At 71.2% G+C, this 15937-nt stretch carries 11 protein-coding genes; 6 read left to right on the top strand and 5 right to left on the bottom strand.

What is annotated here, in order from left to right:
- Window positions 1-195 (top strand): hypothetical protein (locus ACFWZH_RS36150; protein ID WP_384441535.1); only part of this gene is annotated, 195 nt, incomplete at its 5' end.
- Window positions 196-563: 368 nt separating this feature from the next.
- Here the strand turns inward: ACFWZH_RS36150 and ACFWZH_RS36145 are convergent.
- Window positions 564-1184, bottom strand: coding sequence for a TetR/AcrR family transcriptional regulator (locus ACFWZH_RS36145; RefSeq protein ID WP_384441532.1), 621 nt, complete (start codon window positions 1182-1184; stop codon window positions 564-566).
- A gap of 136 nt (window positions 1185-1320) precedes the next feature.
- On the opposite strand from ACFWZH_RS36145, the gene ACFWZH_RS36140 reads away from it, so the two are divergent.
- Both ACFWZH_RS36140 and ACFWZH_RS36135 read left to right on the top strand, forming a co-directional pair.
- Window positions 1321-2256 carry an ABC transporter permease gene (locus tag ACFWZH_RS36140; RefSeq protein ID WP_384441529.1) on the top strand — a complete coding sequence of 312 codons (936 nt, stop codon included), beginning with the start codon at window positions 1321-1323 and terminating at the stop codon, window positions 2254-2256.
- Window positions 2249-3064, top strand: a complete 816-nt coding sequence (locus ACFWZH_RS36135; RefSeq protein ID WP_384441526.1) for an ABC transporter ATP-binding protein — start codon at window positions 2249-2251, stop codon at window positions 3062-3064. The genes ACFWZH_RS36140 and ACFWZH_RS36135 overlap by 8 nt, the downstream gene beginning before the upstream one ends.
- 136 nt (window positions 3065-3200) lie before the next feature.
- On the opposite strand, the gene ACFWZH_RS36130 is transcribed toward ACFWZH_RS36135, so the two are convergent.
- The 3 genes from ACFWZH_RS36130 to ACFWZH_RS36120 form a co-directional block, all read right to left on the bottom strand.
- Complete coding sequence (locus tag ACFWZH_RS36130; RefSeq protein WP_384441523.1) at window positions 3201-8162, bottom strand: NAD-glutamate dehydrogenase; 4962 nt, start codon at window positions 8160-8162, stop codon at window positions 3201-3203.
- 473 nt (window positions 8163-8635) lie between these two features.
- Window positions 8636-9298 carry an HAD family hydrolase gene (locus ACFWZH_RS36125; protein WP_384441520.1) on the bottom strand — a complete coding sequence of 221 codons (663 nt, stop codon included), beginning with the start codon at window positions 9296-9298 and terminating at the stop codon, window positions 8636-8638.
- Between the two features lie 100 nt (window positions 9299-9398).
- On the bottom strand, window positions 9399-9905 hold the full coding sequence (locus tag ACFWZH_RS36120; protein ID WP_384441517.1) for a DUF6912 family protein: 507 nt from the start codon (window positions 9903-9905) through the stop codon (window positions 9399-9401).
- 297 nt (window positions 9906-10202) lie between these two features.
- Here ACFWZH_RS36120 and ACFWZH_RS36115 point away from each other — a divergent pair, with 297 nt between their 5' ends.
- Window positions 10203-10817 carry an Rv3235 family protein gene (locus ACFWZH_RS36115; RefSeq protein WP_384441514.1) on the top strand — a complete coding sequence of 205 codons (615 nt, stop codon included), beginning with the start codon at window positions 10203-10205 and terminating at the stop codon, window positions 10815-10817.
- Between the two features lie 96 nt (window positions 10818-10913).
- Here ACFWZH_RS36115 and secA read toward each other — a convergent pair whose 3' ends face one another.
- On the bottom strand, window positions 10914-13721 hold the full coding sequence (secA, locus tag ACFWZH_RS36110) for a preprotein translocase subunit SecA (RefSeq protein ID WP_384441511.1): 2808 nt from the start codon (window positions 13719-13721) through the stop codon (window positions 10914-10916).
- A gap of 251 nt (window positions 13722-13972) precedes the next feature.
- Between secA and ACFWZH_RS36105 the strand changes: the two genes are divergently transcribed.
- Both ACFWZH_RS36105 and ACFWZH_RS36100 read left to right on the top strand, forming a co-directional pair.
- Window positions 13973-14584: a GNAT family N-acetyltransferase gene (locus tag ACFWZH_RS36105; protein WP_384441508.1), complete on the top strand. Its 612-nt coding sequence runs from the start codon at window positions 13973-13975 to the stop codon at window positions 14582-14584.
- A 100-nt stretch (window positions 14585-14684) separates the two neighbouring features.
- A complete protein-coding gene (locus ACFWZH_RS36100; protein WP_384441505.1) occupies window positions 14685-15908 on the top strand; it encodes a winged helix-turn-helix domain-containing protein in 1224 nt (407 codons plus the stop codon).
- The last annotated feature ends 29 nt before the right edge of the window (window positions 15909-15937 follow it).

Here is a 15937-nt window from a genome sequence, read left to right as displayed (position 1 = left end):
GAGCGGGTGGTGCGCCGGGTCTTCCTCGACCAGGGAACGCTCCCGGAGCCGCTGCCGCAGCAGGAGCGCACCGTCGCCCCGTCCCCGCGCGCCGCGGCCGCGGCAGCCGGACTGGTCAAGCTGCCGTCCCCGCGGGCCGCGGCGGACGACGAGGTGACGACCCCGGGCGACCCGGACGTGGAGATGGCCGGCTGAGCCCGGTCCCACACGGACACAGAGGCGCGCACGCAGAGGCACGCACACACGCACCGCCGCCCCCGGCCGGACTTCCGGCCGGGGGCGGCGGTGCGTTGGGGGTGTCTTTCGGTGCCGCTCGGGGGGACGGCGGTGCGCCGGGGTGTCTTTCGGCGTCGCTCGGGGGGCGGCGGTGCGCCGGGGTGTCTACGGGTCTCGCTCGGGGGGCGGCGGTGCGCTGAGGGCGTCTCCCGTGGACCCCAGGGCGACCCACGGGAATACCCGCCCCACCCCACCTCGTTGTGGCCCCGCAGGGGGCCCTCTCACCCCCTACGGGATGCGTTCGCCCCCGCCCTAGGGGCACCCCCCGGGGCGCTCCGAGGCGCTCCTCACTCCGCCCCGAGCGCCGCCACCACCGAGCCCGACAGCGCATCGAGGTACCCCTTGGGCAGCTCGTCGCGGACGACCAGCAGCCGCCAGTACAGCGGCCCGGTCAGCAGGTCCAGCGCGAGGCGGGCATCGACGTCCTGCGGCAGCTCGCCGCGCTCCACCGCCCGGGCCACCACCGCGGCCGCCACGCCCTCCTGGCTGTCGTGCAGCGCCGCCTTCAGCGCCTGCGCCAGCTCCGGGCTGCGGGCCGCCTCCGCCAGCAGGTCGGGGATGATCTGCGAGGCCATCGGGTGCCGCAGCGCCCGGGCCGCGACCTCCAGCAGCATCCGTACGTCCCCGCGCAGCGAACCGGTGTCGGGCGCCGGCAGCCCGGCGGCGGCCACCGCGGAGACCACGTCCAGCACGAGGTGCAGCTTGGAGCGCCACCGCCGGTAGACGGCGGTCTTGCCGACGCCCGCCCGCCGCGCGATGCCCTCGATCGACATCCGGGCGAAGCCCACCGCGGCCAGCTCCTCGAAGACCGCGGCGCGGATCGCCTCGGTCTTGTCCTCGCGCAGTACGGCGGCGCCCGCCGGGGCCCGGCGCGCCGCGGGCCCGCTCCCGCTGCCTTCTTTTGCCATGCCATGAGCTTAGCGTCACGACGCTACGGTTGCGTTTCGACGTGAGCTCCCTTTAGTGTCGGCGTCGCGACGATACGGACCCGTCCCGTCGCTGGACCCGTTCTGCGGCCCCCGTACGCAAGCGAAAGCGGCCCCCATGTCCCAGACCCTCGCTCCCCCGCCCCCGGCGCCCGCCCGGGTGCCGGGGGCCGGCGCAGCCCACGACCCCGAGCTGCGCGCACTGGCCGAACGCCACGGCCTCACGGTGAGCGGCGCCCGTCCCCCGCTGCCCGAGTACGTCCGGCAGCTGTGGCACCGCCGGCACTTCATCGCCTCGTTCGCCACCGCCAAGCTCACCGCGACGTACACCACCGCCAAGCTCGGCCAGCTCTGGCAGGTGATGACGCCGCTGCTCAACGCCGGCGTCTACTTCCTGATCTTCGGTGTGCTGCTCGGCACGCGGAACCACGTACCCGACTACGTCCCGTTCCTGGTCACCGGCGTCTTCGTCTTCACCTTCACGCAGAACTCGGTGATGGCCGGTACCCGGGCGATCTCGGGCAACCTGGGTCTGGTGCGGGCGCTGCACTTCCCGCGCGCCTGCCTGCCGATCTCGTTCTGCCTGATGCAGCTGCAGCAGCTGCTGTTCTCCATGGGCGTGCTGATGGTCATCCTGCTGGGGTTCGGGCAGCTGCCGACCTGGTCGTGGCTGCTGGTGGTCCCGGCGCTGGCGCTGCAGTTCCTCTTCAACACCGGCCTGGCGATGATCATGGCGCGGCTGGGCTCGAAGACCCCGGACCTGGCGCAGCTGATGCCGTTCATCATGCGGACCTGGATGTACGCGTCCGGCGTGATGTTCAGCCTCAGCGTGATCCTGAAGGGCAAGCACCTCCCGAAGGTCGTGGAGGTCCTGCTCACCGGCAACCCGGCCGCCGTGTACATCGACCTGATGCGCTTCGCGCTGATCGACAGCTTCACCAAGGACCAGCTGCCCCACCATGTGTGGGCGTTCGGCATCGGCTGGGCGCTGCTGGCCGGCGTGGTCGGCTTCGTGTACTTCTGGAAGGCCGAGGAGCGGTACGGACGTGGCTGAAGTCGTGACCGAGCAGAAGAACGGCGCCCCGCCGGCCCAGGCCCCCGGCGCCCGTATCCCAACGGTGATCGCGGACGATCTGCACATCGTCTACCGGGTCTACGGCACCGGCGCGGGCAAGGGCAGCGCCACCGCGGCCCTGAACCGCATCGTCCGCCGCAGGCCCTCGACCGGTGTGCGCGAGGTGCACGCGGTCAGGGGCGTGTCCTTCACCGCCTACCGCGGCGAGTCGATCGGACTGATCGGCTCCAACGGCTCGGGCAAGTCCACCCTGCTCAAGGCGGTCGCCGGTCTGCTGCCCGCCGAGCGCGGCCGGGTCTACACCCACGGCCAGCCCTCGCTGCTGGGCGTCAACGCGGCCCTGATGAACGACCTGACCGGCGAGCGGAACGTCATCCTCGGCGGTCTGGCGATGGGCATGTCCCGCGAGCAGATCCGCGAGCGCTACGACGGCATCGTCGACTTCTCCGGCATCAACGAGAAGGGCGACTTCATCTCCCTGCCGATGCGCACCTACTCCTCCGGTATGGCCGCCCGACTGCGGTTCTCCATCGCCGCCGCCAAGGACCACGACGTGCTGATGATCGACGAGGCCCTGGCCACCGGCGACCGCAGCTTCCAAAAGCGCTCCGAGGCCCGCATCCGCGAACTGCGCAAGGAAGCCGGCACGGTCTTCCTGGTCAGCCACAACAACAAGTCCATCCGCGACACCTGCGACCGCGTCCTGTGGCTGGAGCGCGGCGAACTGCTGATGGACGGCCCCACGGACGAGGTCATCAAGGCCTACGAGAAGGAGACGGGCAAGTAGCCCCGCGCACACGGCGAAACGCCGGACGGGCTGGAAGTGCTCCAGCCCGTCCGGCGTTTTCCGACCGTCCGGCGTGTCTTGCTCCGTCCGGCATCCGCGGGAGAGGGGGCGGGCGCGAAGGCACCCGCCCCTCCGCTCAACTGTGCGTACGCAGCAGCGTCCGCATGGTCCGCATGGCGACGGACAGGTTCGCCAGATCGAAGCCCTCCGACCCGTGGATCTCCTCCAGCGTCGCCCGCGCCCGGCTGAGGATCGCCGAGTTCGCTTCCTCCCAGGCCTTGAACCGCTGCTCGGGCGTCGCGGAGCCGTTGCCCGCCGACAGCACATCGGCGGTCAGCGCCGCATGCGCCGCGAAGAGGTCCTCGCGGATCGAGGCGCGGGCCATCGACTGCCAGCGGTCGTTGCGCGGCAGCTCCAGGATGCGGTCGAGGAGCTGGTTGATCCGCAGCCGGTCGCCCAGGTCGTAGTAGACCTCGGCGACCTCCAGCGGCTCCTTGCCCATGCGGTCCGCGACGGCGACGATGTCCAGCGCCGGGAAGACCGAGGAGAAGCCGGACACCTGCACGGCCAGCGGCTCGGGCACGCCCGCGCCGGTCAGCTCGTCCAGGATCGTCTGGAACCACTCCAGGTCGCTGCCCTGCAGCAGCTTCGGCAGCTCCGCCCAGACCTGGGCGACCCGCTCCGTGAAGAAGTCGATGGTCGTCGACAGCTCCAGCGGCTGCGGGCGGTTGTTGAGCAGCCAGCGGGTGCCGCGCTCGACCAGCCGGCGCGAATGCAGCCGGATCCGGGTCTGGACGTCGGCGGCGACGACATTGTCGAGCGCCTCGACGTCGTCCCAGACCTGGTTGAGCCCGAAGATCGCGCGGGCCGCGGTGTGCGCCCGGACGACCTCTTCGAGGGAGGCGCCGGTCTCCTCCCGCATGCGGTGCAGGAAGCTCGTACCGCCGCTGTTGACGGTGTCGTTGACCATGACCGTGGTGATGATCTCGCGGCGCAGCGCATGCCCGTCGACCTGCTCGGCGAAGCGGTCGTAGAGCGCCGAGGGGAAGTAGGCGTGCAGCAGCCGTTCGAGGTACGGATCGTCCGGCAGCCCGGTCTGGATCAGCGCCTCGGCCACCGTGATCTTGGTGTACGCCAGGAGCACCGCGGTCTCGGGCTGGGTCAGGCCGCGGCCGGTGTTCAGCCGCTCGCGGATCTGCCGGTCGGTCGGCAGGAACTCCAGCGCCCGGTCGAGGTCGCCGTCGCGCACCAGGCGGCGCATGAAGCGCTGCTGGGCGTGGAGCATGCTGGAGGACTGGGCCTGGGCCAGGGCCAGCGCGGTGTTCTGCGCGTAGTTGTTGCGCAGCACCAGCGCGCCGACCTCGTCGGTCATCTCGGCCAGCAGCTTGTTGCGCTGCTTGACCGTCATGTCCCCCTCGGCGACCACGGCGTTGAGCAGGATCTTGATGTTCACCTCGTGGTCGGAGGTGTCCACGCCGGCGCTGTTGTCGATCGCGTCGGTGTTGATCTTCCCGCCGGCCATGGCGAACTCGATCCGGCCCAGCTGGGTCAGCCCCAGGTTGCCGCCCTCGCCGACGACCTTGACCCGCAGCTCCTCGCCGTCGACGCGGATGGCGTCGTTGGCCTTGTCGCCCACGTCGGCGTGGGACTCCGCCGAGGACTTCACATACGTGCCGATGCCGCCGTTCCACAGCAGGTCGACCGGTGCCTTGAGGATGGCCCGCATCAGATCGGCCGGGGTCATCTTCTTCACGCCGGCCTCGATGCCGAGGGCGGCGCGCACCTGCGCGTTGATCGGAATCGACTTGGCCGAGCGCGGGTGGATGCCGCCGCCCTGTGAGAGCAGCTCGGTGTTGTAGTCCGCCCAGGACGAGCGGGGCAGTTCGAACAGCCTGCGGCGCTCGGCGTAGGAGGTCGCCGCGTCCGGGTTCGGGTCGAGGAAGATGTGCCGGTGGTCGAAGGCGGCGACCAGCCGGATGTGCTCGCTGAGCAGCATGCCGTTGCCGAAGACGTCGCCGGACATGTCGCCGACGCCGACCACGGTGAAGTCCTCGTTCTGGGTGTCGTGGCCCAGCTCGCGGAAGTGCCGCTTGACCGACTCCCAGGCGCCGCGGGCGGTGATGCCCATGCCCTTGTGGTCGTAGCCGGCGCTGCCGCCGGAGGCGAAGGCGTCGCCGAGCCAGAAGCCGTACGACTGGGCGACCTCGTTGGCGATGTCGGAGAACGTCGCGGTGCCCTTGTCGGCGGCGACGACCAGGTAGGTGTCGTCCTCGTCGTGGCGGACGACGTCCTTCGGGGGGACGACCTCGCCGCCGACGAGGTTGTCGGTGATGTCCAGCAGACCGGAGATGAAGGTCTTGTAGCTGGCGATGCCCTCGGCCAGCCAGGCGTCCCGGTCCTGCGAGGGGTCCGGGAGCTGCTTGCCGACGAAGCCGCCCTTGGCGCCGACCGGCACGATGACGGTGTTCTTGACCATCTGTGCCTTGACCAGGCCGAGGATCTCCGTACGGAAGTCCTCCCGGCGGTCCGACCAGCGCAGACCGCCGCGGGCGACCTTGCCGAACCGCAGGTGGACGCCCTCGACCTTGGGGGAGTACACCCAGATCTCGTAGGCCGGGCGGGGCGCCGGCAGGTCCGGCATGGCCTGCGGGTCCAGCTTCATGGACAGGTAGCCGTGCGGCTTGCCCTGGCTGTTCTTCTGGTAGTGGTTGGTGCGCAGCGTCGCCTTGATGACGGTCAGGAAGGACCGCAGGATCCGGTCCTCGTCCAGGGAGGCGACCTGGTCCAGCGCCCCGTCCAGCTCTTCGAGCAGCCCGTCGGTCAGCTCCGTGCCCGCGCTCTGGCGCTCGGGGGACATCCGCGCCTCGAAGAGCGAGACCAGCAGCCGGGTGGTGTGGACGTTGTTGGAGAGGGTGTCCTCCATGTACGTCTGGCTGAAGGTCGACCCGGCCTGCCGCAGGTACTTGGCGTACGCCCGCAGGACCATCGCCTGGCGCCAGTTGAGGCCCGCCCGCAGCACCAGCTTGTTGAAGTTGTCGCTCTCGGCCGCGCCGGTCCACACGGCGTTGAAGGCTTCCTGGAAGCGCTCGCGGGCGTCGTCGCCCTTGACGTGCTCCGGCATCCGCAGCCCGAAGTCGTAGACCCAGGCGACGGTGGCGTCGGCGCAGCGCAGCTCGTGCGGACGCTCGTCGATGACCTCGACGCCCAGGCGGTTCAGGCCGGGCAGGACCCTGGACAGCGAGACCGGCTCGCCCCGGCGGTAGATCTTGAAGCGGCGCTCGCCGGGGCCGGCGCCGACCGGCTCGGAGAGGCTGACCGCGAAGTCCTTGCCCGGCTCGCCGGTGAGCTTCTCCAGGTGCTGGAGGTCGGCGACCGCGCTGCGCGGGTTGTTGTCGGCCTTGTAGCCCTCGGGGAAGGCGTGGCCGTAGTGGCGCAGCAGCTCGGCGCCGCGCTCCTCGCCGACCTCCGCGATCAGCGCCTCGGCGAAGCCGTCGGCCCAGGAGCGGGCGGCCTCCACCAGCCGGCCCTCGATGCGGTCCACATCGGCGTCGGTGAGGTCGGGCAGGGCGGAGCCGGGCTGCACGCGGATGACGAAGTGCAGCCGGGAGAGGACCGACTCGGTGTTCCAGGCGGTGAAGTCGACGCTGGTGCCGCCGAGCTCCTCCTTGAGGATGTCGATCAGGCGCAGCCGGACGTTGGTGGTGTAGCGGTCGCGCGGGAGGTAGACCAGCGCGGAGTAGTAGCGGCCGTACTCGTCCTGGCGCAGGAAGAGCCGCAGCCGGCGGCGCTCTTGGAGGTAGAGCACGCTCGTGGCGATGGACCGCAGCTCGTCGACGGGCGTCTGGAACAGCTCGTCGCGCGGGTAGGTCTCCAGGATCTGCAGCAGGTCGCGGCCGTCGTGGCTGTCCGGGCTGAAGCCCGCGCCTTCGAGGACCTCGGCGACCTTGCGGCGGATGACCGGGACCCGGCGCACCGACTCGGTGTACGCGGCCGAGGAGAACAGGCCCAGGAAGCGCCGCTCCCCGATGACGTTGCCCTGCTCGTCGAACTTCTTGACCCCGACGTAGTCGAGGTAGGAGGGGCGGTGCACGGTGGCGCGGCTGTTGGCCTTGGTCAGGATCAGCAGCTTGTGCTCACGGGCCTTGGCGCGGGCGTCCGCGGGCAGCCGGTTGAAGGACGGCGAGACGGGGTGGCCGTCGGCGGTCTCGCGGTGCGGCGGGTCGGCGCGCAGTATGCCCAGGCCCGTACCGGGCACGGCGGTCAGCACGTCCTCCTGGGTGCCGCCCTCACCGGGCGCGGAGGTGAGCTCGTACTCGCGGTAGCCGAGGAAGGTGAAGTGGTCGTCGGACAGCCACCGCAGCAGCTCCTGGGCCTCTTCGATCTCCATCTCGCGCAGGTCGTCGGCGACCGGCTCGGAGGGCAGCTGCTCGGCGATGCGCAGCGCGGCGCCGCGCATCTTCTCCCAGTCCTCGACGGCCTCGCGGACGTCGGAGAGCACCCGCAGCAGGTCCGCGGTGATCTGCTTGAGGTCCTCGCGGTCGGTCTCGCGGTCCATCTCGACATGGATCCACGACTCGGTCAGCGCGTCGTGCGGCAGGTCGGCGGTCCGGGCCTTGCCGGTGGTGGCGCGGGTGTCGCCGTTGGAGTCGAGGACCTCGATGAGCTTGCCGGTGACATCGCGGCGGACGATCACCTGCGGGTGGATCACCAGGTGGATGCCGCGGCCCTGGCGTGAGAGCTCGTTGGTGACCGAGTCGACCAGGAAGGGCATGTCGTCGGTGACGACCTCGACGACGGAGTGGCTGCTGGTCCAGCCGTTCTCCTCGACGGTCGGCGTGTGCACCCGGACATTGGCGGTGCCCTGCGGTCGCGTCTCCGCGAGGCGGTAGTGCGAGAGCGCGGCACCGAAGACGTCGTCCGGATGACGGTCGATCAGGTCTTCAGGGGCGGTGTGCAGGTAGTAGCGCTGGAGGTATCCCGCAAGGGTGTCCGGGTCGAGGCCGCGTACCGGGTGCTTCCCCCCGGCCTGGCTTGTTTCAACGACCCGGGCCGCCCTGGCGAGCAGCTCGGTCTTGGCTTCGTCCAGCTTGGTCTGCATGTCCTCTGGCTCCTGTCGCGCGCCGTTGCGTGACGTTGTGGAAATACGTGGGAAGAACTGCGGAAGCCGCACAACGCCGCCACGACGCGAGGTGTCCTGTCGCTGTCGACGCTATGCCGCGGTGGGAGAGGGCCGTGCCGTTATCGACAATCTTTGACAATGTCGACATGGAGTGTTGGCCGCAAAGACCAGCGACCGCCCGGTCACGGTGGTGCCCCGGGCGCACGGCAGGGGCCTCGATGCCCCCGCGGGTTATCGCGCTGATCACGGTGCAAGGCTATCGCTCCCTCCACGGGTGCCGTCATGGGCCGTCCACGTACAAATCCTCGGCCCGAACTTAGACCTTCTGGACAACGCTACGCCGGGCCGGCGTATGCGTGCGCGCGGGACGGGGGTACCCCGGGGCCGGAGGGAAGAGGCCGGACGTGGCCCCCTACCGGCGACCGCGCCCACAGGGGCCCCTGTGGCCTGTCCTAGCGGACCAGGGTCTCCGCCAGCTCCACGGCTTCGGCGAGGCTGTCGACCACCGGCACCCCGGCGGCCTGAAGGCTTACGCGGCTGTGCGACCCGCCCGTGTAGAGCACCGCGTACGCCCCCGCGTCCCGTGCGGCCACCGCGTCGTCCACGGCGTCACCGATCACGACCGTGCGCTGCGGGTCCACCTGCTCCAGCGCCGCGAAATGCCGCACCATCTGCGCGCTCTTGGTGCCTCCGGACGGTCCGGTCCGGCCCTCCACCAGCACGAACCGTGACTCGATCCCGAAGCCGCGGACGAGGGGTATCAGCTCGTCGTGCCCGAACATGCTCAGGATCGACTGGCTCCGCCCGGCCGCCTGCCACTTCTCCAGCAGCAGATCCACGCCCTCGGCGAGAGCGCAGCCCAGCCGGTGCTCGCTGTAATGCCGGTGGAACGCCTCGTCCATCACCAGCCACTCCGCGTCCGTCGGCAGCCGTCCCATCAGCCGCTCGTAGAACCGCGGGATGGGCACGCAGTACAGCTCCCGATAGATCTCCAGGGTGATCGGCGCCAGCCCGATCTCCTCGAACGCGGAGTTGGTCGCCCCGATGACGGCGTCGATGTCGTGGAACAGCGTGCCGTTCCAGTCCCAGACGATGTGTGTCGCGTGCTTCCCCATGCGGTTCCCCAGATCGTGCCCCGCGCGCTCACCGCGCCTTCCCCATGCAGAAAACGTACCCGGCGCCACTGACAACGCGGCCGGACCGCCGGCGCGGGGCTCAGCGGATCAGTTCGGGGATCTCCTGCACGGCGAACCACATCAGATCGTGGTCCTCCGCACCGTCCACGGCGAACTGCGCGTCGTCGTCGCCCTGGTCCGCCGCGCCGAGCGCGGCCGCGGCCGCCGCGACATCCGGCTCCGCGTCGGCGGCGTCCACATGCACCGCCGCGGCCTTCGACAGCGGCACCGGTCCGGCGATCCGCACCTCGCCCAGCGCCGACTGGTCGAGCCCGCGGTCGGGGTCCGCCACCGCCGCGCCCTCCGGGACGTCCACGGCCACCACCACCCGGCGCCGCGCGACCTGCGGGTTCCCGGCGAGCAGCCGCAGCGAGGCCTGCGCCGCGCGGTTCAGGGCCGCGTACTCCAGCTCCTCGATGTCGTCCGAGACGTACCACTCGCGCAGCGCGGGCGTGACGGCGTACGCCCCCAGGGCGCCGGGGTCCAGCTCACCGTTCTTGTGCGCCTCTGCGAGACCGGGGAGGGTCAGGGGGACATAGACGCGCATGGCAGCCGCTTCCGCTCGATTCACTCGACTGTGAAGATTGTCCCGCCAGCATACGGGCGTGCGTCCCCCATCGTGCCGCCCCCAGGGCCCTCGCGCCGTCCGCCGTGGGCCCCTCCCGCACCCCGCCACACCGGCTCCAGTTCGGGCCCGTGCCACGGACGGGTGAACTCCGATCGCCCCTCCCCCCGGACGCCGCGCGCCTTGCCGCGGCCCCGCGCCCGCCGATACGAAGTTCCCCACCAAAAAGCTACCGCCCAGTAATCCACCGGGCCCGGCACAACGGGGGCGATCACCACCATGACCGGAAACCACGTCACGACGACCACCAGCGCACGCGCCGCGACCGACGCCGGCACCGCGACGACCACCAGCACCGCGAAGACCACCGGCACCACCAGGACCGCCAGTGCCCGCGCGCCCCGCACCCGCCCCGCGGCCCCGACCGTCCCCCGGCCCCGGCGCGCGGGCCGACGCCCCGCGGGCCCTGCCGGCAGCCGCCCCGTCGCGCCCGGCATCCCGCTGCCGACCGTCGGGGCGCAGCGCCGGGCCCACGAGAGCCGGCCGCACCACTGGTTCGCGCATCAGCTGGTGCGCACGCTCAGCGGGCAGCAGCCCGTCCACGCGCTGCTGGGACACGCGCTGCCGGCCGCGTACGACCGGCTGGTGGAGCTGGCCCCGCTGGCGCCGCTACGGCCCCTTCCCGGCCCGGGGCGGCGCGGCCCGGTCCCGACCGTGCGCGAGTGCGGACTGTGCCGGCCGCGTAGCGGGGTCATCGAGGCGTTCGCCCGGATCACGGCGGGTGAGCGGCTGCGGGCCCTGGCCTTCCGGCTGGAGCTGGGCGCCGACGCGCGGTGGCGGTGCGCCGCGCTGGACATCGGCCCGGCTCCGGCCCTGCCGAGCCCGGCACCGTGACCACCGCACACGGCAAAGGCGCCCCGGCCGTGCTCCGGCCGGGGCGCCCCGCTGCTGCGCGGCCCCGGCACGAACTGCCGAAGCCACGCCTTGCGCCTACTTCTTGCGGCGGCGACCGCCGCTCTTCTGGGCCTTGCGCCGCTCCGCGCGGGTCAGCCCGTCCGCCTCGGAGCGGGCCGGGCCGCCGGCCTCCTCGTCGCTGATGAAGTCGCCCTCGATGACGCTGCCGTCACCGTCCACCTTCGGCGCGGTGAAGTGCAGCCGGTCCGGCCGCTGCGGCGCCTCCAGGCCCTTGGCGTGGATCTCGGGGCGTCCCGCGCCGGCGGGCACCGCCTCCTGCTCGGCCTCCTGCACCGGGACCTCCTCGACCTGCTGCTCGACCTGGACCTCCAGGTTGAACAGGTAGCCGACGGACTCCTCCTTGATGCCCTCCATCATCGCGGTGAACATGTCGAAGCCCTCGCGCTGGTACTCGACCAGCGGGTCCTTCTGGGCCATCGCCCGCAGGCCGATGCCCTCCTGGAGGTAGTCCATCTCGTAGAGGTGCTCACGCCACTTGCGGTCCAGGACGGACAGCACGACCCGGCGCTCCAGCTCGCGCATGATGTCCGAGCCGAGCTGCTCCTCACGGGCGGCGTACTGCTCGTGGATGTCGTCCTTGACGGCGTCGGCGATGAACTCTGCGGTGATGCCCGCGCGGTCGCCGGCCTCCTCCTCCAGCTCCTCGACGGTCACCTTGACCGGGTAGAGCTGCTTGAACGCGCCCCACAGCCGGTCCAGGTCCCACTCCTCGGCGAAGCCCTCGACGGTCTCCGCCTGGATGTAGGCGTCGATGGTGTCGTCCATGAAGTGCTTGATCTGCTCCTGCAGGTCCTCGCCCTTCAAGACGCGACGGCGCTCGCCGTAGATGACCTCGCGCTGACGGTTGAGCACCTCGTCGTACTTCAGGACGTTCTTGCGCGTCTCGAAGTTCTGCTGCTCGACCTGCGACTGGGCGGAGGCGATCGCCCGCGTCACCATCTTGTTCTCGATCGGGACGTCGTCCGGCACGTTGGCCATCGCCATGACCCGCTCGACCATCTGGGCCTTGAACAGCCGCATCAGGTCGTCGCCCAGGGAGAGGTAGAACCGCGACTCGCCGGGGTCGCCCTGACGGCCGGAGCGACCGCGCAGCTGGTTGTCGATCCGGCGCGACTCGTGCCGCTCCGTGCCGAGCACATACAGCCCGCCGAGCTCCTTGACCTCCTCGAACTCCGCCTTGACCGCGGCCTCGGCGCGCTCCAGGGCGGCGGGCAGCGCGGCCGCCCACTCCTCGACGTGCTCGACCGGGTCCAGGCCCATCTGGCGCAGCTCGGCCTCGGCCAGGTCGTCGGGGTTGCCGCCGAGCTTGATGTCGGTACCACGGCCGGCCATGTTGGTGGCGACCGTCACGGCGCCCTTGCGGCCGGCCTGGGCGACGATCGACGCCTCCCGGTCGTGCTGCTTGGCGTTGAGGACCTCGTGCGGCACCCCGCGCTTGTTGAGCTGCTGGGAGAGGTACTCGGACTTCTCCACGGAGGTGGTGCCCACCAGGATCGGCTGGCCCTTGGCGTGCTTCTCGACGATGTCCTCGACCACCGCGTCGAACTTCGCCGGCTCGGTGCGGTAGATCAGGTCCGCCTGGTCCATGCGGACCATCGGGCGGTTGGTCGGGATCGGGACCACGCCGAGCTTGTAGATCTGGTGGAACTCGGCGGCCTCGGTCATGGCCGTACCGGTCATGCCGGAGAGCTTGCTGTAGAGGCGGAAGAAGTTCTGCAGGGTGATCGTGGCGAGCGTCTGGTTCTCGTCCTTGATCTCCACCCCCTCCTTCGCCTCGATGGCCTGGTGCATGCCCTCGTTGTAGCGGCGGCCGGCGAGGATACGGCCGGTGTGCTCGTCGACGATCATGACTTCGCCGTCGATGACGACATAGTCCTTGTCGTTCTTGAACAGCTCCTTGGCCTTGATCGCGTTGTTGAGGTAACCGACGAGCGGGGTGTTGACCGACTCGTACAGGTTGTCGATGCCCAGCCAGTCCTCGACCTTGCTGACACCGGACTCGTGGATGCCGACCGTGCGCTTCTTCTCGTCGACGTCGTAGTCGCCGGTCTCCTCGATGCCGCGCTGCGGATTGGCGGCCTCGCCCCTCTTGAGGCGCTGCACCAGCTTGGCGAAGTCGCCGTACCACTTGGTGGCCGAGTCCGCCGGGCCGGAGATGATCAGCGGCGTACGGGCCTCGTCGACGAGGATCGAGTCGACCTCGTCGACGACCGCGAAGTTGTGGCCGCGCTGGACGAGTTCGTCCTGCGACCAGGCCATGTTGTCGCGCAGGTAGTCGAAGCCGAACTCGTTGTTCGTGCCGTAGGTGATGTCGCAGTTGTACTGCTCACGGCGCTGGGCGGGCGTCATGTCGGCGAGGATGCAACCGACCGTCAGGCCCAGGAACTTGTGGACCCGGCCCATCATCTCGGAGTCGCGCTCGGCCAGGTAGTCGTTGACCGTGATCAGGTGGACGCCCTTGCCGGACAGCGCGTTGAGGTACGTGGGGAGGGTGCCGACCAGGGTCTTGCCCTCACCGGTCTTCATCTCCGCGACGTACCCCATGTGAAGGGCCGCGCCGCCCATCAGCTGGACGTCGTAGTGGCGCTGGCCGAGCACTCGCTTGGCGGCCTCGCGGACCGTCGCGAACGCCTCGGGCAGCAGGTCGTCGAGGCTCTCGCCGTCCGCGTACCGCTCCTTGTACTCGTCCGTGAGTGCCCGCAGCTCAGCGTCGGAGAGGGCCGCGAAGTCCTCCTCGATGGAGTTGACCTGGCCCGCGATGCGGTGCAGCTTGCGCAGGATCTTTCCTTCGCCTGCACGCATGATCTTCGTCAAGACGGACACTTGGGCTGGTCTCCTTGCCGGTCGGGCCTGCACGGTCGAGTGCGCGGGCGCGGCATATTTCCAAGGGGGCAGGCCCCGCCGCAACGGCCATCGTAAAGGAGGACGCCGCCGGGCCGGGAGGTCCGCCGCCGCGAACCCCGCTATCCCCTCGCCACGTGAACGCACAAGGCCGCGAGAAGGTGCCGGGCAGGTGCCGGGAATCACGCGAAAATCCTTAGCGGCCCTTCCCACGACCCAGCAGACTCACCCTCATGATGCCCCTCACCCTCACCACCGAGCGCCTCGTGCTGCGGCCCTTCGAGCCGTCCGACGCACCCGCGGTCCACGCCGCCTGCCAGGAGCCCGACATCCCGCGCTGGACGAGCGTCCCCTCGCCGTACAGCCACCGGGACGCGGAGCAGTTCGTCGGGGCGATCGCCCCCGAGGGCTGGCGCGACGACACGAGCTACAACTTCGCCGTCGTCACCAAGGCGGACGGCTCGCTGGTCGGCGCGATGGGCCTGGTACGCCTCGACCGTCTGCGCACCCCGGAGCGACAGGCCGAGCTGGGCTTCTGGACCGCCAAGGAGCAGCGCGGCCGGGGGTACACCGTCGAGGCGGCCCGCGCGGTGCTGCACTGGGCCTTTCGTGATCTGGGCGTGGAGCGCATGGAGTGGCTCGCGGAGGCCGGCAACGACGGCTCCTGGGCGGTCGCCCGCAGACTCGGCTTCCAAAGGGAGGGCACCCTGCGCGCCAAGCTGCTGCACGAGGGCACCCGCCGGGACGTCTGGATCGGCTCGCTGCTCCCCTCCGACCTGGGCGACGCGGAGCCCGGACCGTCCGGCCCGCCGGACACCACGCCGTACCTGCCCTACTCCGGCTGAAACGCCGCGCGGCGCCGGCCGACCGCGTCCCGCGGCCCTTCCCCGGGCCCCGGGCCGCGGTCGGCGCCCGCTGTCAGTGCCCGCCCCTACGCTGTGCCGCATGACCGCCGTGACGCAGCCATCGCCTCTGCCGCAGCCCGTGACGAGCCTGTCCCGCGACGACGCCCGCCGCCTGGCCCTGCGGGCCCAGGGCCTGCTGGGCGCCCCGGACCGCCGGGCGGGGGTGCGCGGAGTGCTGCGGGCCCTGGGCGCGGTGCAGCTGGACACGATCTCGGTGCTGGCCCGCTCCCATGAGCTGGTGCCCTATGCCCGCCTCGGCGCCGTCGGACGCCCGGCCGTCGAGGCCGCGTACTGGGCCGAGGCTCCCGCCGGCGCGTCGGCGGCCCGGCCCCACAGCTTCGAGTACTGGTCGCACGCCGCCTGCATCCTGCCCATCGAGGAGTGGCCGCACTTCGCCTTCCGGCGCCGCGCCCGGCGCGCCAAGGGCCACCGCTGGCATGTCATGCAGGATTCCGAGCGCTCCTGCGCCGCCGTCCTGGAGCGCCTGCGGGCCGACGGCCCGCTGACCACCTCGGAGCTGGGCGGCGGCCGCAACGGGGGCGAATGGTGGGACTGGTCCGAGACCAAGATCGCGGTGGAGTGGCTGCTGGACACCGGCGACGTGGTCTGTACGCGGCGCCGCGCCTGGAAGCGCGTCTACGACCTCGCCGAGCGCGCCGTCCCAGGCAGCCTGCTCCACGACGATCTGGACGACGCCGAGTGCCTGCGCCGCCTGGTCGCCCAGGCCGGGACCGCCATGGGGGTGGCCACCCGCGCCGACCTCGCCGACTACCACCGCCTCAAGGGCGAGCAGGTCGACGCCGTCGTCGCGGACTCCGGTCTGGTCCCCGTCGAGGTCGAGGGCTGGGGAAAGCCCGCCTGGGCCGATCCCGCCGCGCTGGCCTCGGCGCCCCGCGGCCGGCACCGCACCACCCTGCTCTCGCCCTTCGACTCCCTGATCTGGGACCGGCCGCGCACGGAGCGGATCTTCGATTTCACCCACCGTCTGGAGGCGTACGTCCCCCGCCCCAAGCGGATACACGGCTACTTCGCGATGCCCCTGCTGGCCGGCGGCCGACTGGTGGGCCGGGTCGACCCGGCCCGTGAGGGCACCACCCTCGTCGCCCGCCAGGTCTCGTTGCAGAACGACAAGGCCGTCGCCCCGATGGCGCAGGCGCTCCGAGAGGCCGCGGCGTGGGTCGGCTGCGATGCCGTCCGCGTGGAGCGCTGCGACGACGCCCGGCTGGCCGCCGCCCTGCGCACCGAGCTGACCGCGCAGGGCTGACCGGCTGGGCCCGCGGGGACACACCCGGC

The sequence above is a fragment of the Streptomyces sp. NPDC059008 genome (genome assembly GCF_042749045.1).
GTDB lineage: Bacteria > Actinomycetota > Actinomycetes > Streptomycetales > Streptomycetaceae > Streptomyces.
The sequence above is the reverse complement of the archived record's forward strand: the minus strand, read 5'-3'. Positions and strand labels throughout refer to the sequence as shown.

Bases quoted from the DNA above. Each gene is read 5' to 3' on its own strand.
- ACFWZH_RS36145 (WP_384441532.1), bottom strand. From the start codon at position 1,184: ATGGCAAAAGAAGGCAGCGGGAGCGGGCCCGCGGCGCGCCGGGCCCCG.
- ACFWZH_RS36120 (WP_384441517.1), bottom strand. From the start codon at position 9,905: ATGCGCGTCTATGTCCCCCTGACCCTCCCCGGTCTCGCAGAGGCGCAC.
- ACFWZH_RS36125 (WP_384441520.1), bottom strand. From the start codon at position 9,298: ATGGGGAAGCACGCGACACACATCGTCTGGGACTGGAACGGCACGCTG.
- ACFWZH_RS36115 (WP_384441514.1), top strand. From the start codon at position 10,203: ATGACCGGAAACCACGTCACGACGACCACCAGCGCACGCGCCGCGACC.
- ACFWZH_RS36105 (WP_384441508.1), top strand. From the start codon at position 13,973: ATGATGCCCCTCACCCTCACCACCGAGCGCCTCGTGCTGCGGCCCTTC.
- ACFWZH_RS36140 (WP_384441529.1), top strand. From the start codon at position 1,321: ATGTCCCAGACCCTCGCTCCCCCGCCCCCGGCGCCCGCCCGGGTGCCG.
- ACFWZH_RS36130 (WP_384441523.1), bottom strand. From the start codon at position 8,162: ATGCAGACCAAGCTGGACGAAGCCAAGACCGAGCTGCTCGCCAGGGCG.
- ACFWZH_RS36100 (WP_384441505.1), top strand. From the start codon at position 14,685: ATGACCGCCGTGACGCAGCCATCGCCTCTGCCGCAGCCCGTGACGAGC.